Here is a 20,331-nt window from a genome sequence, read left to right as displayed (position 1 = left end):
GTGGTTTACAATTAAAAAATACGCTGAATGCTTAATGCAGAACGCAGCACGCCCCTGGCAGGGTTCACCCCGTGTTCCGCTTTCAGCATTCAGCTTAAAGCCTTAACATTCCGCCTTTGTTATCTGTAACTGACATAGCGCTTACCCAGTTCAAGAACTATACACACCGGGCCTACCGTTTCGGGAAGCGTATCATTGGCATCAGCGGCCGCAATGGCAGCGGCAAAACCAACCTGCTGGATGCCATTTATTACCTGTGCTTTACCAAAAGCTATTTCAGCAGCAATGAGGCCAGGAATACCCAGTATAATACCAATGGTTTCCGGCTGGAAGGGCAGCTGGAACGCGATGGCCAGCTGAGCCGCGTGGTCTGTACCCTCAAGGAGGGTAAAAAAGAGATCTCCCTGAACGGGGAGGCCTACGAGCGCTTCTCCCAGCACATTGGCCGCTTCCCCGCCGTAATGATAGCCCCCGACGATGCGGAGATCATCCTGGGTGGCAGCGAAGAGCGCCGTAAATGGCTGGACGGCCTCCTCTCCCAGCTCTACCCGGGCTACCTCGAAAACCTGATCACCTATAATAAGATATTACAGCAACGGAACAGCCTGCTAAAGACCATTAATGCATCAGCCCCCAGCCAGGATGCCCTGCTGGATATATTTGACCGGCAGCTGGTGCAGCACGGTGTACCTGTGTTTGAGAAACGGCGCGAATTTCTCCCGGCATTCATTCAACAGGTACAGCAGCTGTACGATTACCTGGCCGGGAAACATGAAGTGGTCAGCATCGAGTACCAGTGCGCACTGCTGGATCAGCCCCTGGCTCAGCTGCTGAAGACCAACCGCCATAAGGACATGCTGCTGCAGCGCACCAGCGGCGGTATTCACCGTGACGACCTCCTTTTCCTGCTGGACAGTCATCCTATGAAATCCAGCGCCTCCCAGGGGCAGCGAAAAAGCTTCCTCTTTGCCCTTAAACTGGCGCAATATGAAGTGATCAGGCAACAGAAACAGTTCCCTCCCCTCCTGCTGCTGGACGACGTATTTGAGAAGCTGGACCAGGATAGAGTATCCCGTCTGATCCAGCTGGTCTGCAGCCCCGGTTACGGACAGGTCTTTATCACCGACACACACGCCTCCCGCCTGGAAGAAGCCTTCAAAAACAACGCTGACAATTTCCAGCTCATCCCTATGATGTAGGAAATATCAAATACCAAATACCAAATACCAAATACCAAATTCCAAAAAATAATGCAGGTGGCCCAATGTAAAGCGGGTATGCCTGTTATGGCTACGCTTATGTTTGGTATTTGGTATTTGGTATTTGGAATTTGGTATCTTTGATCCATGCGCCATGGAATCAGTTCAATAGGAGACGCTCTCCGCGAATACATGAATAAAAGCCGCCTGAAACCGCGGATGATGGAAGTACGTATACAGGAAAACTGGGAACACCTGATGGGAAAAACCATCGCCAGGTACACGGAAAACATACAACTGATAGACGCAAAACTCATCATCACCACCAACGTTGCCCCCCTCAAACAGGAACTGAACTACGCTAAAGACAAGATCATAAAACTGGTGAACGAGATGCTGGGAGAGCCCGCCGTACGGGAGGTGATTATACGCTGACTGATTATTAATTACTAGTTCCAGGATTATTGGAGGCGATGGCCTTATCTATCAGTCCCTGGATATCGCTCATCAGCATGGAGGTGTGGAAGTGCAGCATCACCAGTTCTTTTTCGTCTTTGATCAACATCACTACGTTGCCCAATTCATCTCCTTTTCCTTTGTTAAGCATATAAACGGAGTTATCTTTATCGCGCACTTCCAGCAATGGCTCCAGGCCCGATTTGCTTATCAGCGTTTGCCTGAGGCGGTGCACATCCTTAGAACTGATGGTTTCGCTGTCGTCTGCACTGATCACGTATAATTTCATGCTGTTCACCTTGCGGAACATGCGTTTTATAATTACGCCGTCTTCATCGTCAAATGCGCTGGCGGGTATTACATTGGCGCCCAGCTTAATCAGGAAACCCAGTCCCATTCTGAAAGTGGTGGCCTTATCATAATACTCGCGCTGAAAGGACTTCAGGTATTTTTGCTGGCAGAGGGCTGGTATAGCGCCCATCAGCAGGAAGGCGGAGAGGATGATACAACGTTTCATTGCTTATTATTTTTCTTGAGTTTTTTGAGGTTATCCATTCCCTGGATGTTCATGTTGCCGGCAATCTGGGAGATCTCGTTCAGGTCAATGTCACCTACCAGGCTCATGGCAACAAATTCCTTTGTGCCGCCTACCAGCATCACCAGTTCAGAGATATTGCCCTTTGCATTTTCCTTTACCAGGAATTTGAGGTCGTTCTCCTTGTCCCTTACCGTCATCAGTTCTTCGAAATCTTTGGTCAGGAATGCAGCCGCTTCTTTGTAGAGTTTACTGCCATCTGTCGCGTCTTCCTTGGCCAGGATGCGGAGGCCTTTGAGCTTCTTCACCACAGACATGAACTGCTGCCCTTCTCCTGAATTAATATCCAGTTTGCTGAACATACTGAACATCTTGGGGGTAACGCTGACCAATGTGAAAGAACGGTCGTCTTCATACTTGTCAAAGAAACGGTCTATTACGCTTTGTGCATGTAGCTGCTGAGCGGCTAACGCCAGCATCAGCATAATTGTTAGCTTTTTCATTTGCTGATATTTATATGTAGTAAGTAGTCTGTTTAATCCTTGATCTTATCGGTAGCCTCGTTGAAGTAGCTGAGCTTTTCTATCTGCTCGGTGCCTTTATTCAGGTTCCTGGCCAAGAGCTGTAAAGCTTTCTGTGTTTCCTTATAGGCCACTTCCGGGTCCTGGTAGGTATCCTCCCCGAAATCAGCTACAATGAGCTGGTGCTGCTTTTCCCGCTGCTGCTGTATGCTGTAACCGATACCTGCCATGATCAGCAGTACGGCGGCGTATTTCATCCAATGCTGCCAGGGGCTGGCTTTCTTTGTGATGGGTACCACGCGGGCAGCCGGTTCTGCAGGCAGTTCCTGGTCTATTTCCAGCTGGAAGTAGCGGAACAGGGGCGCTGCTTCCCGCAGGTCATCCGGCAATGGTTGCTGGTGCGTTACAAAAAATTCACGCAGCTGCTCCTCTTCCTCCAGGGATGTTGCTGCTTCCCAATATTTCTCCAGCAGCGCTCTTATTTTATTGTAATCCATATACATGCATGTTTTGCAGTTGCTCCCGCACCGATTTCCTGGCGCGGTGCAGGTTAATTTTTACTTCGCTTAATGTCAGTTCCAGTATGTCACAGATCTCCTGGTAGGAGAAACCTTCCATATCCCGCAACTGAATAATGGTGCGGTACTTTTCGGGCAGGGCATTGATGATGCGGTGCACCCTGCCCATTACATCCTGCTGTTCGGCCGCCAGGTGCGGGCTTTGCTGGTGATTGGCCGGTACCTCTCCTGCCCTGTCAAGTCCCTCGGTATTCCGGTACTTTTTTGATTTCAGCCGGTCCAGCGCCAGGTTGCGTACAATACGCATACACCAGGCCTCCATATTCTGCAGCTCCGGCATGCGCTCCTGCTGGTTCCATACCTTCAGCAGCGCATCCTGGATGATGTCTTTGGCATCTTCCTCATTATTCAACAGGCGGAAAGCAAAGCGAAAAAGCTTTGGCCTGATGGGAAGTACCTGGGAATGAAACAGTTCTAAAGACATAAATCAATGCTGGCGGAAGGTGCCAGGTTTCAGGTTTGAGGTTTGAAGTTCGTTAAAGGTTAGCAGTTCAATTCAGATGGCTTACCTGCCTTGAACATCCAACTTGCAACGAACTTCAAACCTCAAACCTCAAACCCGTCTCTTTAATTGCCGTTTTATATTAGGAAGACGACCAGTGAAAACCTTTGTTACAAGAAAATTAAAAAAAAAATCCTGTCCCGGAACTAAACCGGAACAGGAACTCAACCATAGTAATTCAGGGGGAGACTAAAACAGTGCTTAGCAATTATCTCAGCCACAGTATCTTACCTGGCTTATACTCCTTATAAGCGCCGGTAGATGGATTATAGGTGTATGTACAGGTGCTGGAATGGTCCCAGGCGCATATAAAGTCATAATTCTCCACGCCTGCGGGGTAGAAATTACCGCCGCTGGCCTTGTAGTATAAGGTGGGTGCAGACTGGGAGCTGGCGGCTACGGCGCCGCCAATGCCGAGGGTAATGGCTGCTGCCATTAAAAGGGTTCTCATTTTTTTCATGGGTGCTACTGTTTACGGGTTTTATAAATAAAGGGTTTCAGATGCCGGCCACCTGGTTATTGATTAAATAAGGTTTTTCAGAACGTTCTTTACGAATATAAGGGAAAGCGGGCAATTAAAAAAGCGGATGATCCGGGGCTCAGAGCCGGATCCTGGGGTCCACAATGCTGTATAGAATATCTGCCAGCAGGTTGATGATGACGAAAATGCCTGCGGTAAACAGCACAGCGCCCATCAGCACGGGGAAATCAAACTTTTCAAGTGCATCTACGGTTACCTTGCCGATGCCTTTCCATCCAAAGATATATTCCGTAAAAAATGCGCCCGCCAGCAGCTCTGCAAACCAGCCGGTAATGGCGGTGATCACGGGGTTGAGCGCATTGCGCAGGGCATGTTTCCAGAGCACTGCCCGGCGGCCAAGACCCTTGGCATAGGCCGTGCGGATGTAGTCCTGGTTCAGTACATCCAGCATGGCGCTGCGGGTGAGCTGCACTATGATAGCCAGTGGACGGATACCCAAAGTAACGGCTGGCAGCACCAGGTTGCGCAGGTTCAGTATACGGCCTGCAAAGGGATCCACATCATACAGGCTGCCCGTCATATGCAGCCCCGTATAATTGCTCAGCACAAAACCAAAGAGATAGGCCAGCACAATACCCGTGAAAAAAGAAGGGGCCGATATGCCCAGCACACTCGCAAATACGGCGCCGGTATCCATCCAGGTGTGCTGCTTCACGGCAGAGAGAATACCCAGTGCAATACCTGCCACGGTGGCAAAGAGCATGGCCGCTACCGCCAGCAGCAAGGTACCCGGCAGGGCTTCGGTAAGGATCTCCCACACATCTTTCCTGCCCTGGTAGGAACGCCGCAGGTAAGGGGTTTTCAGCACCAGTATGCTGCACTTGGATACGTGCATCACCGTTATATAGTGCAGCTTCTCGCGGGCTTCCTGCTCGTTATGCACGGCTACCGGAGAAAGATCGTTCAGGTACAGCAGGAACTGCATGGGTAAAGGCTGATCCAGGTGCAGTTCCCGCCGTACATTTTCAAGAGAGGCCACGTCTGCCCGCTGCCCCAGCGTAAGCCGGGCAGGATCGCCGGGCAATACATTGAACAGCAGGAACACCAGCACCACTACACCGAGCAGTACCAGCAATCCGTAACCTGTTTTCCTGAGAAGAAAGTGCATAATCAGATCCTGGCAACTATCTAAGGTATATCATTATAATGCCATTTCCCTTTGATCGTTCCCTGCTCTAACTGTATCAGGCAGGGATTGCTGCGGCCAGCCGTTTTTATGGCAGTGCCGTCCATCTGCACAAAGGGGAACTGCAGTCCATGCTGCGCCTTGAAAGCATCTACCGCTTCCTTGCCGGAACCCGTAACGCCATAGATGTATATCTCACCCTTCTGCTCTCTTTCCTGCAGTGCCTTCATTTTGGCATCCCAGCCTTTGCCCGCTTTAGCGGTGTTCAGCACCAGGAAGAGGTATACGGGTTTGCTTTCTGTGAGGATAGACTGCGTAACATCCGCGCCATCAAAATCAGTCAGGATAAAATCCTTAATGGCTGGTTCTGCGTTGCCTTTCTTCACCAGTTTATCCTTACGGTCTACAAACACCCAGGTACTGTCAGACCATGGATAGTTTTCCATGGTGAACTCCTTGCGCTCGCCGTTCTTCTCATATATCAGCATGGTCTCATACACATCAGGCTGTGCGCCGGGCGGCAGTTTCATTTTCTCGGGAATGTTGTTGCCTACCTTATAGGCGAGGCAGTCTACAAACGGCAGGTGGTTTAACGTATACCACTGTACGCCCGCCGCAAATACCAGGGACAGCGCCATGATAATGTTGCTGGCCATATTACGGAACAGGGGTTGTATACGGTTACGGTAAAAGAAGATCACCAGGATCATCACCAGCAGCACCACATCTTTATAGAAAGTGCCTTCGGCGCTCAGCTTGATACAGTCGCCAAAGCAGCCACACTCCTTAATGGTGCCGCTGAACAGCGCATAGGCCGTCAGGAAGGTGAAGAAGCCGATCAGCAGCAGCAGCAGGAAAGAAAAGATGCGCATGCGATAACCGATCAGCACCGCCACCCCGGCTACGATCTCGAATATATTCATGATCACGGAGAACGCCAGTGAATAGGGCGAGAGAAAAGTGAGGTGCAGCACCTCAAAGAACTCGTCCGTCTTATAACTGAGCCCTAAAGGGTCATTGGCCTTGATAAGGCCGGAGAAGATAAAGAGAACACCTACCAGTATTCTAAATAGGTTCAGGATAATTTTCATGGATTCAATATAATTAATTATTAATTGTGTTGCTCCTCCATCTTGATAAGCGCGAACAGCGCGTAGTTGATAATATCAACGTAGTTGGCCTCTATCCCCTCAGAGATCAGCGTTTTTCCGTCGTTGCGGAGTATCTGCTTGATGCGGAGCAGCTTGGTGAGAATAAGGTCTACAAAGGATTCCTGGCTCATGTCCCGCCAGGCTTCGCCATAGTCGTGGTTTTTGTCTTCCATGACCTGCTGTACGAAGCGGATCTGCTCATCATAGCGGCGGGACACTTCTTCCACGGGCAGGTCCTGGTAAGGATTGTCTTTATCCTGCTGGCTGAGCTGTATCAGGCCGATCACGCCATAGTTCACAATACCGCGGAATTCGCCGTCAATATGATCGCCTACTTTCTGCGTGCCCAGCTCCTGTATGGTGCGGATACGCTGCGCCTTAATAAAGATCTGGTCTGTTACGGATATGGGCCTTAACACACGCCAGGAAGTGCCATAGTCCCTGGTTTTCTTGATAAAGATATCCTTACATGCTGCCATGGCCCGCTGGTACTGCTCGCTGGTTTTATTCATGATCGTTATTAAGGCAATAAATTTTAATTTGCAGGGCAAAATAATGAAAAATGTGGGAATGAAATTAACGCCATATACCATCAACTGCCGCGGCAAACTGCTGGACCTTTCCACGCCCCTGATCATGGGCATCATCAACATCACGGACGATTCATTCTACGCAGCCAGCCGCAGCAAACACCTGCACCATGTATTGGAACAGGCAGCGCGGCACCTCGCAGAAGGGGCCGCTATCCTTGACCTGGGCGCGCAAAGCAGCAGGCCCGGTGCGCAAACAGCAGGCGAACAGGAGGAAACCGACCGTTTGCTGCCCGCCGTACATGCCATTATCAACCAGTTTCCCGAAGCGGTGATCTCTGTAGACACCTGGTATGCCGGCGTTGCAGAAAAGGCCGTACAGGCGGGGGCCGCCATCATTAACGATATCAGCGCCGGTGAGATGGACCCCGGTATGCTTGGCACTGCAGGACGCCTGCAGGTACCCTATATCGCCATGCACATGAAAGGTACGCCTCTTACCATGCAGCAGGATCCCCAATATGATAATGTGGTGCAGGAAGTGCTGGACTATTTCATTAAAAAGCTGGCACAATGCCGGGCCGCGGGTATTGACGACGTGATCATAGATCCCGGTTTTGGCTTTGGCAAGACCATGGCCCACAACTATACCTTACTGCGTCACCTGCAGCTGTTTGGCGAGCTGGAATGCCCCCTGCTGGCGGGCGTATCCCGCAAATCCATGATCTACCGCCTGCTGGAGACCACCCCGGAAGCAGCGCTCAACGGCACCACGGTGATCCATACACTGGCATTGCAGCAAGGCGTTCAGCTGCTGCGTGTACACGATGTAAAACCAGCCGCCGAAGCAGTGAAAATATGGCAGTATATCAGCAATATCGTATAGTTTGATAGTTAAACTATCAACCTCAGACCTTTAAACATTCAAACTTTTCCTATTTTTACGTTTATGGATATGTTTCAATTTTACGGTAATAGGTTTAACTGGCTGAATATACTGGATCTGCTGATCGTTATTTTCCTGGTCATACAATTATACAGGCTCCTGAAGGGCAGTCTTGCTTTCAACATTTTTGTGGGACTGCTCATGGTATGGCTGGCCTATTTTATTGTACAGGCCCTGGGTATGCCTATACTGACCAATATTCTGCAGAACTTCATTAATGTAGGCATCATTGCCATTATTATCATATTTCAGCCTGAGATCCGCAAGTTCCTGCTGGTGCTGGGCAAGAAAACACCGATCAGTAAAGACAGTTTTTTCACCAAGCTGTTTATGCCGGATAAGTTTAAAAGCTACCGTGAAGAAGAAAATATCATCAATGAAGTGATCACCGCCGTAGCGCATCTCTCTGCCAGGCATACGGGTGCGCTCATTGTGCTGGCTACCACGCACAGGGTGAAGTTTGATACGGCCAGCAGTATTTCGCTGGACTGTAACATCAGCGCCAAACTGATAGAGAGCATATTTGCCAAGGGTAGTCCCCTGCATGATGGCGCCCTTATTATTGTTGGCAATAAGATACTGGCGGCTAAAGTGATACTGCCGGTTTCCGATAATCCCAACCTGCCTACCCGTATTGGCCTGCGTCACCGTTCTGCGGTAGGTATTACGGAGCATAGTGATAACCTGGCAATTGTGGTATCTGAAGAAAGAGCCACTATCTCCTATGCGCAGGATGGAAAGCTGGTGCAGGATGTTTCGCTGGAAGAGCTGAAGATCAAGATGTATGAAGTGCTGGTAGACGGAGAAGTACAGTAAGCTGTTCTGCCACCGGCTGAAATTAACTGTTATAAAAAAAGGAAAAGCGAAGTGGGGATCACTTCGCTTTTCCTTTTTATACTAATCTGTTTTAAGTTACCTTATTTAGCAGGAGCAGGTGCAGCCGGCGCTTTACCTGGTTTAACATCTACCAGTTGTACGTCAAATACCAGTACAGAGTTACCGGGGATAGCCGGGGGACTTCCCTGTAAGCCGTAAGCCAGTGCAGAAGGAATTACCAGCGTAGCTTTGGAACCTTTGTTCAGGGCGCCGATACCGGCATCCCAGCCTTTGATCACAAAACCCTGGCCGATGGGGAACTTGATAGGTTCCAGCGGCATGCCGGGCCTCATGGTAGAATCCAGGCTGGAATCAAAAGTTTTGCCGTTCAGCAGCTTACCGGTGTAGTGTACAAATACGGTGTCGCCTTCATGGGGCTTGTCGCCTGTACCATTCTGGCTTACTGCAACATATACGCCTTCAGCAGTTTTATTTGCGTTCAGTTTGTTCTTGTCCAGGTATTCCTTGATCACCTTCTCGTCTTTAGCAGTCTGCTGGCTGGCAGAATACTTGTAATCAACGGCGAAGGTTACCCTGATCTGGTCGCCTTTTTTACCGAACGGCGGACGAGGCTCGGGTAATGAATCCCAGGGTATAATGAAGGTAGCGCTGTCGCCCTCTTTCAGCAGGGCCAGGCCTTCCATCAGGTCATACTTGTTCACTGATTTCTGGATCAGCACCGGTACAGGAGCGCCCACCAGTTTGCGGGACTCTGCGAGGATGGAATCGTTCAAACGCTGAGTAATGTTCATCAGCACCGTATCGCCCAGCTTAAGCTGCGCACCGCTGCCAGATTTGTGTACGGTGTATTCTACACCATTGGGTGTTTTCTTGACACCGCCGGTACCGCAGCTGGCCATAAACAGGCCTAATGCTGCAACAAGTAACTGATTGTTTCTTTTCATCTCTGAGTATTATACGTATTAATAGGTAAAGTTTCGTTGTTCAAAGTTCACAGTTTGAAAGTTTGATGGTTTGAAGGTCGCCTTCGCGAACGTGTCAAACTTTTAAACTTCCAAACATTCAAACTTCCCGGCTATTGCAGCAGGTCCTCATTCTCTTCCACCGCCTTGATAAAACGCTGTACGGTCTTTTCAAGTGAGTCTGCGCTTCTGCCGCCGGCTGCGTTAAAATGGCCTCCGCCTTCAAAATATTTACGGGCAAAGGTATTTACGTCAAAATCGCCTTTGGAGCGGAAAGATAGCTTTATTTCCTCTCTTCTGTCAATGATCAGGGCAGCCATCTTGATACCCTGAATAGACAGCAGGAAATTTACCAGTCCCTCCGTATCCCCGGTCTGCAGGTCAAAGCGCTTGAGATCAGCATATGGAATGGCCATCATGGCGGTATTGTATTCATAGAATACTTCCATACGGTGCAACAGGCTGTGGCCGATAAAACGGAGGCGGTTTTCCAGGAAATTATCATAAATGGCCTGGTGGATCAGCTCGTGTTTTAAACCACGGTCAAGCAGGTCTGCTACCATCCGGTGCACCCTGGCCGAAGTAGAAGCGAACCGGAAAGACCCGGTGTCAGTCATGGTACCCGCATAAATACATTGCGCTATCTCGCTGGTAATATACTGCTCTTCTCCCAATTTATAAAGCGTTTCATACACCAGCTGAGCAGTAGAAGACGCCGCTGTGTCGCTAACGCCATAATCAAATCCGGGTTGCGGCTCTAAGTGATGGTCTATCAGTATTTTAGTGCATTTCAGCTGCTCCAGGTGGGGCGCCATGGCCTTGGTGCGGTACAATGCATTGAAATCCAGGCAAAACAGGAGATCAATGCCTTCCAGCGCGCTCATAGCCTTCTCCTGCATAGACTCAAAATCAAGGACCAGCTCGGCCCCCGGCATCCATTTCAGAAAATCCGGGAAATTAGTGGGAGAGATAACGGTTACTTCGTGTCCTTTCTGGCGCAGGTAATGGTACATCGCCAATGAAGAGCCCATTGCGTCTGCATCGGGTTTCTGATGCATTGTAACCACCACCTTCTTAGGGCTTTCCAGCAAAGGCTTGATTTCCTCGATCGGCTTCATACCAAGATTAAGCGGATGTTAAAATATTGTTATGTGTCAACTAAAAACGAAGTGCGAAGTTCTTTATAAAATTCCAAATTCCAAATTCCTGAGGTTAAATTCCAAATACCAAATTCCAAATTCCAAAAGAGCGGAGATTTCCGGACTATAAACGGGAATTTAGCATTTGGTATTTGGAATTTGGAATTTGGATTCCGGAATTTGGAATTTAGCATTAGGAATTTGAACTTTGTGCCCCAAACTAACCAAAGGGACAAAACTTCCCCTTTGGAATTTGGATTCTGGAATTTGGAATTTTAAAATATTATGGGCAACAGAACATTTACGATGATTAAGCCTGATGCTGTGGCAAACGGGCACATTGGCGCAATACTGGAAAAAATTAACGCCGCCGGCTTCCGTATTGTAGCACTCAAAATGACCAGGTTATCTGCTGAGAAAGCAGGCGAATTTTATGCAGTGCATAAAGAAAGGCCTTTCTACGGCGAACTGGTTGAATTCATGAGCAGCGGCCATATCGTAGCTGCCATCCTGGAAAAAGCCAATGCGGTGGAAGATTTCCGCAAACTCATCGGCGCTACCAACCCGGCTAATGCCGAAGAAGGCACGATCCGCAAGCTGTATGCAGAATCCGTAGGCCGTAACGCCGTGCACGGTTCCGATTCTGATGAGAATGCTGAAATAGAAGGCAGCTTCTTCTTCAGCGGCCTGGAGAAATTCTAAGCAACGAACCTACTGTTATTTATAAGCCAAAGCGCCTTTTGTTAATAAAGGCGCTTTTTTTATGTCCCCCACAACCACTCCCATGCTATTTTGTTATATTTAACAGTCCACGGAAATGCAACACCACCATCCGTGCCACACTATCTTATGAACCAATACACAGCATAATGGCCACGCTATGAATCAAGAACGACAGACCATCAACTATGGACGTTTTACATCCCCGGCTCAAAACAGCTATTACATCATGATAACCACTTAAAGAACAAAAACACACTTTTATGGAAAAACAGCAGACTGCCAGGCCTGACCACCGGGCACGCGATTACGTGTCCGACGCGCTGAGCGACCTCGGCATTCATTACATCTTCGGCGTGCCCGGCACCAATGAGATCCCTATTATTGACGGCACCTCCTACCCCGAAAACGGCGTGCGGTACATTGAAGGCCTCCATGAAAACATTGCTATCGGCGCGGACATCGGCTCTGCCCGTATGACCGGCAAACCGGGCGTACTGGTAGTGCATGTTACACCCGGCATCGCCCACAGCATCGGCACCTGTTCAATGCCTGCCGCCCGGCAATGCCGCTGGTCATTCTTTGCTTACAGCAATATTCCCTCCATCTTTTAAACCAATTGTCATGGCTAACGAACAAATTGACATCGCCATTATAGGCGGCGGCGTTTCCGGTCTTTACAGCGCCTGGAAACTGCAACAGGACCTTCCCGGTAAAAAGATCGTTGTTTTTGAAGGCAGCGATCACATTGGCGGCCGCTTACTCTCCGTAAAACCACCCAACATCCCGGATATGGTGGCCGAATTGGGCGGCATGCGCATCCTGGAGAACAACCAGTTCAGGATCGTTGGACTGATCAAGGATCTCAACAGCCAGCTGCCCCCCAATGAGCAGATCGAGACCTATAAATTCCCTGTGGATGAAAACCAGAACCTCGCCTTCCTGCGCGGCGAATTCCTGCGCCTGATCGATTTCACCACCCGTCCCGATAAAGTGCCCTACAACCTTTCTTTCCTCGATAAAGGGAACGGTCCCGGTACCATTATCGTGAATGCCATTGAACAGATCGTGCCCGGTATCACAGACACCGGCCTCACGGAAGATCAGCGCAGGGAAATGTGCAAACACGCTGCCTTCGACGATATCCCCCTGTACCAGTGGGGCTTCTGGAACCTGCTGTACCGCGTGATCAGCAGCGAAGCCTACCAGTTCAGCATGGACGCCGGCGGCTATGATTCCACCCTGGTGAACTGGAACGCAGCGGATGCTATTCCCTGGTACCTTTCAGACTTTGGCATCTCGCCGCAGTACAAAGGCTTTTGCAACGGCTTTCAGCAGGTGCCCATCACCCTGGGGGCTTTCTTTGAAAAAGGCGGTGGCGAGATCCGGCTTAACCAGCAGCTGCGCGGATTTGTATGGACGGACAACCAGTTTGAGCTGACCTTCAACAACGGTACCGTGATCAACGCAGGCAAACTGATACTGGCCATGCCCCGCCGTGCGCTGGACCTGCTGGCGCCCAATAGTCCGCTGCTGCAGGACATCAAAGCGCTCACCGGCAGCGTTACGCCGCGCCCCCTCTTTAAACTGTTCACCACTTACGACAATCCCTGGTGGAGGATATCCGGCTACACAGGCGCCGACGGCAAATTTGTACCCGTTCAATCCGGCCGCTCCGTAACGGATCTGCCTATACGCCAGGTGTACTACTGGCCCAACTACAAGGGTAATGCCGCTGTAAGCGGACGCGCCATGCTGCTGGCCAGCTATGACGATGGCGCCAACATCGGCTTCTGGGACGGGCTCCGCCCCCAACGCGGCGCCACCTGGCTGCAGGGCCGCTCTCACCCGCTGCTGGCAGATCCTTTTGTAGGTGAGGATGATAAGGCACCTGCATCCGGCAATGGTGTGCAGAACGGGCTGAACCAGCGCTGGGAACAATACCAGGCTCCCCGCCGTATGGTAGATGAAATAGCCCGCCAGCTGGCCCAAATGCATAACCTGAGCTATACACCGGCGGTGAAAAGCGCGGCCTTCCGCGACTGGGGTGAAGATCCCTATGGCGGCGGATGGAATAGCTGGAATATTGGTGTAAAAAGCTGGGAAGTACGTGACAAGATCGTGCACCCTTTAGCCGATTGCCCCATGTATATCTGCGGCGAAGCCTATTCTGATGCACAGGGCTGGGTAGAAGGCGCCCTTCAGACAGCAGACCTCATGCTGGCGGCCCTCCTCGGCAAATCCGTTAAAGCCGGAAAAGCTGTAGGCCAGGAAGCCTGAGCCACTTAAAAGTTAAAAGTAAAATAGTCGTTAGTTGTCACTAATGGAGGATGCCATCACACCTCCATTACCCAACAACTAACGACTTCCCTTCAATCGCTAACAGCTGAAAGCTAACAGCCAGCAGCTAGCTATCCAGTTCCACCACCACATCATCCTGCTGCACCATAGTGCCTTCCGGCAGATGGATGGCTTTTATTTTTGTGCTGCGCGTAGCCGTTACCGTAGTTTCCATTTTCATGGCTTCAATAATGAACAGGGGCGTATTGCCGGAGACGAAATCTCCTGCCCTTACCAGCAGTTTGGACAGCTTGCCCTGCAGGGGCGCACCAATTTCCTGTTCAGGGTTAATCACTTTCCTGTTCACCGGCACGAGGCTGGCTACGGAATGATCTCTTACCTGTACGCGGCGCGTATAGCCGTTCAGCTCAAACACCACGGTACGCATACCATTTTCGTCTGCCGGCTGTACATACAGCAGTTTCACGATGATGGTCTTGCCTTTGCCCAGGGTAACCAGTATCTCTTCTCCCAGCTTCAGCCCGTAAAAGAAAGCCGGTGTTGGAATGGCTTCCACGTTGCCGTACACCATCGCATGATGATAGTACTCATCAAACACCTTGGGGAACATATGATAGCTGAGATAATCCAGGAACTCTGCCAGCGGGTACTTCAGCTGGAAGGCGGCAAAATCACTGTCAAAATCCACCGGCGCCAGATGCGCATTGGGTTTGCCGTTCAGCGGCTTCTCTCCTTTCAGTACAATGCGCTGCAGCTGCTCGGGGAAACCACCGTGCGGGATGCCCAGATCACCGCGGAAGAACCCTGTTACCGAAGCCGGGAAGGCCAGGTTACGGCTTTCATCCAGCACTTCCTCAGCGGTAAGATTATTGGCCGTCATGAACAGCGCCATATCACCCACCACTTTAGAGCTGGGCGTTACTTTTACAATATCGCCGAACAGCTGGTTCACCACGGCGTAGTTCTTCTTGATCGTTTCCAGCTGGGCGCCCAGTCCCAATGATTCTGCCTGTTGGCGAAGGTTGGAGTATTGTCCGCCGGGGATCTCATTCTCATAGATCTGGGCGGTGCCCGCTTTCATATCAGATTCGAAAGGATAATAGAATTCTCTTACATCCTCCCAATAATTGCTGTATTCATTGAGCGAAGCCAGGTTCATGGCCTGCCCTCTTTCATGGCCCTGCATAATGGCCACCATGGCGTTCAGGTTAGGCTGAGAGGTGAGTCCGCTGAGGGAGGCAATGGCGCAGTCCACCACGTTCACCCCTGCCTCTATGGCCTTCAGGTAGGTAGCCGCCTGCACGGAGGAGGTATCATGCGTATGCAGTACCACCGGCAGCTGTACGGCCTCGCGCAGGGCGCTGATCAATACCGTTGCCGCCTGTGGTTTCAGCAGGCCTGCCATATCTTTTACCGCCAGCATGTGAGCGCCTGCATCTTCCAGGCGTTTGGCCAGGTCGATATAATATTGCAGCGTATATTTTTTGTTCTCTTTATTCAGTATATCGCCGGTGTAGCTGATGGCTGCCTGCGCCAAAGCAGGGGTATATTCCCGTACAAAGCGGATGCTGGGCGACATGGCATCTACCCAGTTCAGCGAATCGAAGATGCGGAACACGTCTATCCCGTTCTCAGCGCTCTTCTCAATGAATTTGGCGATAAGGTTCTCGGGATACGCCGAGTAGCCTACGGCGTTAGCGCCGCGGAACAGCATCTGCAGCAGCAGGTTGGGCATGGCGGCACGGATCTGCTGCAGGCGCTTCCAGGGACATTCATGCAGGAAGCGCATAGACACATCGAAGGTAGCCCCGCCCCATACTTCCATGGAGAACAGCTGCGGGTTGTTGCGCGCATAACCTTCTGCTACGGCCATAATATCCTTGGTGCGCACGCGGGTGGCCAGCAGGCTCTGATGCGCGTCGCGGAAGGTCGTATCTGTGAAATACACGGGTTTCTCATTCCGCAGCCAGCGGGTAAATTCATCCCTGCCCAGTTTTTCCAGGCGGTCTTTGCTGCCTTCGGGAAAGGGCTGCATGCGGTTGGCCGAGGGTATCTGCGGAATGCGGAAACGCTTGTTGGGATCTTTGACCTTCACATCCGGATGACCGTTCACCGTTACATCTGCCAGGTACAGCAGGGTTTTGGTGCCGCGGTCGCGTATCTGCGACAGCTTGAACAGTTCGGGGTGCTTGTCGATAAAGCTCACCGTACAGGTGCCTTTACGGAAGGTATCGTGCGTGATCACATTTTCCAGGAACCGGATGTTGGTCTTCACACCGCGGATCCTGAACTCACGCAGGGTTCTGTGCAGGCGGGCGGAAGCGCCGGACAGCGTACGGCCCCAGGCGGTTACCTTCACCAGCATGGAATCGAAGAAGGGCGAGATCTTTACGCCGGAATAAGTGCTGCCTTCATCCAGGCGGATGCCGAAACCGCCGGCATTGCGGTAAGCGATAACGGTACCGTAATCAGGCGTGAAATTATTCTCCGGGTCTTCGGTGGTGATGCGGCACTGTACCGCAAAACCGTTCAGCTTTACATCTTCCTGCCCTTTCAGGAAGATCTCAGGATCGCTCAGCTGGTGGCCCTGAGCGATCAGTATCTGAGATCGTACAATATCGATGCCGGTTACCTCTTCCGTAACGGTATGCTCTACCTGTATACGGGGGTTCACCTCGATGAAGTATATATTGTTATTGCGGTCTACCAGGAACTCTACGGTGCCTACATTGTTGTAGTTCACCTTACGGGCCAGGCGCAGCGCATATTCGTATATGGCTGAGCGTGTTTCTTCCGGCAGGTTGGGACTGGGCGCTATTTCCACCACTTTCTGGAAACGGCGCTGCACGGAACAATCGCGTTCATACAGGTGAACAATATTGCCGTGGTTATCTCCCATCAGCTGCACTTCAATATGTTTGGGCTCTTCAATGAATTTCTCAATGAAGATGGTATCATCGCCAAAAGCTTTGGCCGCTTCGCTGCGGGCTTCTGTAAAAGACTTTTCCAGCGAGGAGGCATCGTGCACCACGCGCATACCGCGGCCGCCGCCACCGGCTGCCGCCTTCAGCATAACGGGAAAACCTATACGGGCGGCCTCCTGCTGAGCAACAGCCACACTATCCAGCTTCACCTGGCTGTCTTCGATCAGGGGAACATTGGCGGCGCGGGCAAGCGCTTTGGCAGCAACTTTATCGCCCAGCTGCGCCATCACTTCAGGAGTGGGGCCAATGAAGATGATGCCTTCTTCCCGGCAGCGCCTGGCAAATTGCACGTTCTCGCTGAGGAACCCATAACCGGGATGGATCGCATCTACCTGGTTCTCTCTGGCCAGGTGGATAATCCCTTCAATGTCGAGATAAGGTTTAAGGGGCTCATCGTCTTTGCCTATCTGGTAGGCCTCATCCGCTTTATAGCGGTGCAGTGAATAACGATCTTCGTAAGTAAAGATGGCGACTGTACGTATCCGCAGCTCTGCTGCTGCCCGCAGTACCCTGACTGCAATCTCGCCCCGGTTGGCTACCAATAATTTCTGTATCTTCTGAAGTGGAATCTCCGGCATGGTATGTTAAATAAGTATGCGTTTGTGTTAAAATTGTATGCTTCTGCGAAAATAAGGGAAATAGAAGGTCAAATCCCCAATTCCAATGCCCAAATTCCAAACTTTAAAAAAAGTCGTTAAAACCACTGGGCGGCCATAAAATTAGTAAAAGAAGAACTGTTTTTATTCAATTCTTTCTAATCATTCCTATTAAATTGTAAATATTCTTCAATCACCGGGAAAATTCAAATCCCAGGGGAAATTCCAAATCCAAAATCCCAAATACCAAATTCCAAATTCCAATCGATGTCATAATTATTATCTGTCATAACTTATAAGTTGGCGTTATCTATATTGGAATTTGGTATTTGGGATTTTAGTATTTAGTATTTGGATTTTGACGCCGGAATGTGGATTTTGCCATCCGTAATTTGAGATTTGGGATTTGGGATTTGGTATTTGGTATTTGGAATTTTACAAGATGTGGAAAGTATACCTGAAAGGCTTCACCGCTTACCTGCAGCTGGAACGTTCGCTGTCTGCCAATTCTGTAATGGCCTATATACGGGACGTTGAGAAGCTGGAACAGTATCTCCTGGCGCATGACCGTAAAATACCGCCCGAACAGGTAACGCTGGACGACCTGCAAAACTGTGCGCAGTGGATTGCGCAACTGGGCATGACGGCTACCTCGCAGGCCCGTATCATCTCGGGCATCAAGGCCTTTTACCGTTACCTGATGATGGAAGACCTGCTGAAGCATGATCCTACCCAGTTGCTGGAAGCGCCCAAAATCCGCCGTAAACTGCCTGATGTACTCAGTTTTGAAGAAATAGAAAGCATTATTGCCCAGATCAAGGCCGGCACGCCCGAAGGGCAGCGCAACCGGGCCATACTGGAAACCATGTACAGCTGCGGACTCCGGGTAAGCGAAGTAGTGAACCTGAATATCTCCCGCCTTCATTTTGACGCCGGCTTTATACGGGTGATCGGCAAAGGCGATAAAGAAAGATTGGTGCCCATCGGCAGGGATGCCATAAAATATATCAACATCTACCTGGAAGAGATCCGTGTACACGTGCCCGTAAAGAAGGGCTTTGAAGATACCCTCTTCCTTAACCGCAGGGGCAGCGCCCTGAGCCGGGTGATGATCTTCCTGGTGATCAAAGAACTGACCGCAGCCGCAGGTATTACCAAACAGGTATCGCCGCATACCTTCCGCCATTCCTTTGCGACCCACCTCGTAGAAGGCGGCGCCGACCTCCGCGCCGTACAGGAAATGCTGGGCCACGAAAGCATTACCACCACCGAGATCTATACCCATCTTGACCGCGAATTTCTGCGGGATACCCTGCAAAGGTTCCATCCCAGGTTCTGACACACTAAGAAATCCTTTGGAAGATGACCAAACGAGCCTGACAGATCGAAGCACATCGATGTAAGATAACAGAACGGGGCCGCCACCTGACAGAACGGCGTTGTCAGCTAACAGAACGGAGCTGACAGATCGAAGAACATTGATGTAAGATAACAGAACGGCGTTGCAGATAACAGAACGGGCCTGACAGATCGAAGCACATCGATGTAAGATTACAGAACGGAGCCGCCACCTGACAGAACAGCGTTGTCAGCTAACAGAACGGAGCTGACAGATTACAGCACTGCGATGAAAACTTACGGCACTTCCGGGTAAGATAACAGGAATAAAAAAACAGCTACCTTAAACTGGCTGAAAGGTAGCTGTTCATATGAACATTGGGGCTCTCAAACAAGATGACTCCTAACTAAAACTCTAGAATGGCGCTAATGACAGAAAATCGTCCTGGAACTTTTTCCTTTTCCCTGATATCACCGGCCAGTTGCCGATCCATTGAGCCAGGTGGCTGCCGGCCTTCTTCATGGCGGAAGGTTGAATGATGATATTCAGTAAGGTACAGGGAGCGATGGCCCTTCGCTCAGGACGTTGTGCCGATTGTATGTCCTCTTCCCAAAGCAGCTGGTTCTTACGGTATACCTTGAAGTATACATCCGGTCCTTTGTGGTACTGACCCTGGCGGACCGGCGGTAAAAAGCCGGCTGACATATCCTGGATGCCGAACTGCACTTTATAACGGCCAAGGCTATTGGTCTGTGCGGCGCCCAGTAAGCGCCTGTTCAGGGCATTATAAACTTCTACTTTCAATTGCGGCTGGGCATTCATGCAGCCATGATGCTTTACCGTACCGCTGATCACCCAGGTGCCGTAGCTGCCCCTGATCTGGCTCCAGTGTTCGGACGGTATCACATAGGCAAATGCCGCCAGGTACTTGTCTTTTGTCCGTTTCCAGTGGGGCACCAGCCTGCTCAGGTGATACTGGGTCACGCTTCGCTTGCCGGAAGCGCGCCCCGGCATCTGTTCCAGGCAAAGATCCAGCTCCAGGGGTTCTGTAAATAAATGGATCTCTTCCCAGCTGAGGCGGAAATCGCCCCTTTCATCCAGCACTGCTTCGGCTAACAAACGGTCTGCTTTCCGCTCCACTTCCGCGGGAGAAAGCTGTTTTAGGTGGTTGAAATTACCATTACCTGTCATCGCTGAGGGGTAATGGCCTTCCGGCAGGTAGATGCGCAAGCGCCCTTTAGCCATCGGCTCAATACTTTCATCACAGATTAGCGCAGAGATGTTTCCAATTAACAGGTAACTCATAGTCTGACAGTTTTAAAAAAAAGGGGTTAACGAGTAAACCCTGGACCGGCTATCCTCTCTCCT

The 20,331-nt window shown here is 50.6% G+C and carries 20 protein-coding genes; 8 read left to right on the top strand and 12 right to left on the bottom strand.

The window, feature by feature from the left end:
- Positions 1-116 precede the first annotated feature (116 nt).
- Together recF and Q0577_RS08425 are read left to right on the top strand one after the other, a co-directional pair.
- Complete coding sequence (gene recF, locus Q0577_RS08430; RefSeq protein ID WP_298734792.1) at positions 117-1,199, top strand: DNA replication/repair protein RecF; 1,083 nt, start codon at positions 117-119, stop codon at positions 1,197-1,199.
- A gap of 147 nt (positions 1,200-1,346) precedes the next feature.
- A complete protein-coding gene (locus Q0577_RS08425) occupies positions 1,347-1,634 on the top strand; it encodes a DUF721 domain-containing protein (RefSeq protein ID WP_298734789.1) in 288 nt (95 codons plus the stop codon).
- A 7-nt stretch (positions 1,635-1,641) separates the two neighbouring features.
- Here the strand turns inward: Q0577_RS08425 and Q0577_RS08420 are convergent, their stop codons facing one another.
- The 8 genes from Q0577_RS08420 to Q0577_RS08385 form a co-directional block, all read right to left on the bottom strand.
- Positions 1,642-2,172 (bottom strand): DUF4252 domain-containing protein, encoded by a 531-nt coding sequence (locus tag Q0577_RS08420; protein WP_298734787.1) that lies wholly within the window; start codon positions 2,170-2,172, stop codon positions 1,642-1,644.
- Positions 2,169-2,693, bottom strand: coding sequence for a DUF4252 domain-containing protein (locus Q0577_RS08415; RefSeq protein ID WP_298734784.1), 525 nt, complete (start codon positions 2,691-2,693; stop codon positions 2,169-2,171). The genes Q0577_RS08420 and Q0577_RS08415 overlap by 4 nt, the downstream gene beginning before the upstream one ends.
- A 32-nt stretch (positions 2,694-2,725) precedes the next feature.
- Positions 2,726-3,208 (bottom strand): hypothetical protein, encoded by a 483-nt coding sequence (locus tag Q0577_RS08410; RefSeq protein ID WP_298734781.1) that lies wholly within the window; start codon positions 3,206-3,208, stop codon positions 2,726-2,728.
- A complete protein-coding gene (locus Q0577_RS08405) occupies positions 3,195-3,713 on the bottom strand; it encodes an RNA polymerase sigma factor (RefSeq protein WP_298734779.1) in 519 nt (172 codons plus the stop codon). The genes Q0577_RS08410 and Q0577_RS08405 overlap by 14 nt, the downstream gene beginning before the upstream one ends.
- Positions 3,714-3,999: 286 nt before the next feature.
- A complete protein-coding gene (locus Q0577_RS08400; RefSeq protein ID WP_298734777.1) occupies positions 4,000-4,251 on the bottom strand; it encodes a hypothetical protein in 252 nt (83 codons plus the stop codon).
- A 139-nt stretch (positions 4,252-4,390) separates the two neighbouring features.
- Positions 4,391-5,440, bottom strand: a complete 1,050-nt coding sequence (locus Q0577_RS08395) for an ABC transporter permease (RefSeq protein WP_298734774.1) — start codon at positions 5,438-5,440, stop codon at positions 4,391-4,393.
- A 20-nt stretch (positions 5,441-5,460) separates the two neighbouring features.
- The gene (locus tag Q0577_RS08390; RefSeq protein ID WP_298734772.1) at positions 5,461-6,549 is read right to left on the bottom strand and encodes a BT_3928 family protein; all 1,089 of its coding nucleotides are present in this window, start codon (positions 6,547-6,549) and stop codon (positions 5,461-5,463) included.
- A 20-nt stretch (positions 6,550-6,569) separates the two neighbouring features.
- Positions 6,570-7,121, bottom strand: coding sequence for a DUF1599 domain-containing protein (locus Q0577_RS08385; protein ID WP_298734769.1), 552 nt, complete (start codon positions 7,119-7,121; stop codon positions 6,570-6,572).
- A 58-nt stretch (positions 7,122-7,179) separates the two neighbouring features.
- Between Q0577_RS08385 and folP the strand changes: the two genes are divergently transcribed.
- Both folP and Q0577_RS08375 read left to right on the top strand, forming a co-directional pair.
- Entirely contained in the window at positions 7,180-8,025 is an 846-nt protein-coding gene (gene folP / locus Q0577_RS08380; RefSeq protein WP_298734766.1) for a dihydropteroate synthase, read from the top strand.
- Between the two features lie 63 nt (positions 8,026-8,088).
- Positions 8,089-8,901: a diadenylate cyclase gene (locus Q0577_RS08375; RefSeq protein ID WP_298734763.1), complete on the top strand. Its 813-nt coding sequence runs from the start codon at positions 8,089-8,091 to the stop codon at positions 8,899-8,901.
- A 101-nt stretch (positions 8,902-9,002) separates the two neighbouring features.
- Here the strand turns inward: Q0577_RS08375 and Q0577_RS08370 are convergent, their stop codons facing one another.
- Both Q0577_RS08370 and Q0577_RS08365 read right to left on the bottom strand, forming a co-directional pair.
- On the bottom strand, positions 9,003-9,866 hold the full coding sequence (locus Q0577_RS08370; protein ID WP_298734760.1) for an FKBP-type peptidyl-prolyl cis-trans isomerase: 864 nt from the start codon (positions 9,864-9,866) through the stop codon (positions 9,003-9,005).
- A gap of 131 nt (positions 9,867-9,997) precedes the next feature.
- Positions 9,998-11,002: a DHH family phosphoesterase gene (locus tag Q0577_RS08365; RefSeq protein ID WP_298734757.1), complete on the bottom strand. Its 1,005-nt coding sequence runs from the start codon at positions 11,000-11,002 to the stop codon at positions 9,998-10,000.
- Positions 11,003-11,305: 303 nt separating this feature from the next.
- On the opposite strand from Q0577_RS08365, the gene Q0577_RS08360 reads away from it, so the two are divergent.
- The 3 genes from Q0577_RS08360 to Q0577_RS08350 all read left to right on the top strand — a co-directional run bounded on the left by Q0577_RS08360 (position 11,306) and on the right by Q0577_RS08350 (position 14,023).
- Complete coding sequence (locus Q0577_RS08360; protein ID WP_366884150.1) at positions 11,306-11,725, top strand: nucleoside-diphosphate kinase; 420 nt, start codon at positions 11,306-11,308, stop codon at positions 11,723-11,725.
- Positions 11,726-12,006: 281 nt separating this feature from the next.
- Positions 12,007-12,357 carry a thiamine pyrophosphate-binding protein gene (locus tag Q0577_RS08355; protein WP_298734753.1) on the top strand — a complete coding sequence of 117 codons (351 nt, stop codon included), beginning with the start codon at positions 12,007-12,009 and terminating at the stop codon, positions 12,355-12,357.
- Positions 12,358-12,367: 10 nt separating this feature from the next.
- On the top strand, positions 12,368-14,023 hold the full coding sequence (locus tag Q0577_RS08350; RefSeq protein WP_298734750.1) for an FAD-dependent oxidoreductase: 1,656 nt from the start codon (positions 12,368-12,370) through the stop codon (positions 14,021-14,023).
- A gap of 127 nt (positions 14,024-14,150) precedes the next feature.
- Here the strand turns inward: Q0577_RS08350 and Q0577_RS08345 are convergent, their stop codons facing one another.
- Complete coding sequence (locus tag Q0577_RS08345; RefSeq protein WP_298734747.1) at positions 14,151-17,606, bottom strand: pyruvate carboxylase; 3,456 nt, start codon at positions 17,604-17,606, stop codon at positions 14,151-14,153.
- 460 nt (positions 17,607-18,066) lie between these two features.
- On the opposite strand from Q0577_RS08345, the gene xerD reads away from it, so the two are divergent.
- Positions 18,067-18,963 carry a site-specific tyrosine recombinase XerD gene (gene xerD / locus Q0577_RS08340; RefSeq protein ID WP_298734744.1) on the top strand — a complete coding sequence of 299 codons (897 nt, stop codon included), beginning with the start codon at positions 18,067-18,069 and terminating at the stop codon, positions 18,961-18,963.
- Positions 18,964-19,377: 414 nt separating this feature from the next.
- Here the strand turns inward: xerD and Q0577_RS08335 are convergent, their stop codons facing one another.
- Positions 19,378-20,268, bottom strand: coding sequence for a hypothetical protein (locus Q0577_RS08335; RefSeq protein ID WP_298734741.1), 891 nt, complete (start codon positions 20,266-20,268; stop codon positions 19,378-19,380).
- Positions 20,269-20,331 lie beyond the last annotated feature (63 nt).

Origin of the sequence: uncultured Chitinophaga sp., assembly GCF_937898475.1 — a bacterium.
Taxonomy (GTDB): Bacteria; Bacteroidota; Bacteroidia; order Chitinophagales; family Chitinophagaceae; genus Chitinophaga.
The sequence above is the reverse complement of the archived record's forward strand: the minus strand, read 5'-3'. Positions and strand labels throughout refer to the sequence as shown.

Coding starts and splice junctions, on each gene's coding strand:
- Q0577_RS08345 (WP_298734747.1), bottom strand. CDS start 17,606: ATGCCGGAGATTCCACTTCAGAAGATACAGAAATTATTGGTAGCCAAC.
- Q0577_RS08350 (WP_298734750.1), top strand. CDS start 12,368: ATGGCTAACGAACAAATTGACATCGCCATTATAGGCGGCGGCGTTTCC.
- Q0577_RS08405 (WP_298734779.1), bottom strand. CDS start 3,713: ATGTCTTTAGAACTGTTTCATTCCCAGGTACTTCCCATCAGGCCAAAG.
- Q0577_RS08385 (WP_298734769.1), bottom strand. CDS start 7,121: ATGAATAAAACCAGCGAGCAGTACCAGCGGGCCATGGCAGCATGTAAG.
- Q0577_RS08420 (WP_298734787.1), bottom strand. CDS start 2,172: ATGAAACGTTGTATCATCCTCTCCGCCTTCCTGCTGATGGGCGCTATA.
- Q0577_RS08365 (WP_298734757.1), bottom strand. CDS start 11,002: ATGAAGCCGATCGAGGAAATCAAGCCTTTGCTGGAAAGCCCTAAGAAG.
- Q0577_RS08410 (WP_298734781.1), bottom strand. CDS start 3,208: ATGGATTACAATAAAATAAGAGCGCTGCTGGAGAAATATTGGGAAGCA.
- Q0577_RS08375 (WP_298734763.1), top strand. CDS start 8,089: ATGGATATGTTTCAATTTTACGGTAATAGGTTTAACTGGCTGAATATA.
- Q0577_RS08425 (WP_298734789.1), top strand. CDS start 1,347: ATGCGCCATGGAATCAGTTCAATAGGAGACGCTCTCCGCGAATACATG.
- xerD (WP_298734744.1), top strand. CDS start 18,067: ATGTGGAAAGTATACCTGAAAGGCTTCACCGCTTACCTGCAGCTGGAA.
- Q0577_RS08390 (WP_298734772.1), bottom strand. CDS start 6,549: ATGAAAATTATCCTGAACCTATTTAGAATACTGGTAGGTGTTCTCTTT.
- Q0577_RS08335 (WP_298734741.1), bottom strand. CDS start 20,268: ATGAGTTACCTGTTAATTGGAAACATCTCTGCGCTAATCTGTGATGAA.
- Q0577_RS08355 (WP_298734753.1), top strand. CDS start 12,007: ATGGAAAAACAGCAGACTGCCAGGCCTGACCACCGGGCACGCGATTAC.
- folP (WP_298734766.1), top strand. CDS start 7,180: ATGAAATTAACGCCATATACCATCAACTGCCGCGGCAAACTGCTGGAC.
- Q0577_RS08370 (WP_298734760.1), bottom strand. CDS start 9,866: ATGAAAAGAAACAATCAGTTACTTGTTGCAGCATTAGGCCTGTTTATG.
- Q0577_RS08395 (WP_298734774.1), bottom strand. CDS start 5,440: ATGCACTTTCTTCTCAGGAAAACAGGTTACGGATTGCTGGTACTGCTC.
- Q0577_RS08400 (WP_298734777.1), bottom strand. CDS start 4,251: ATGAAAAAAATGAGAACCCTTTTAATGGCAGCAGCCATTACCCTCGGC.
- Q0577_RS08415 (WP_298734784.1), bottom strand. CDS start 2,693: ATGAAAAAGCTAACAATTATGCTGATGCTGGCGTTAGCCGCTCAGCAG.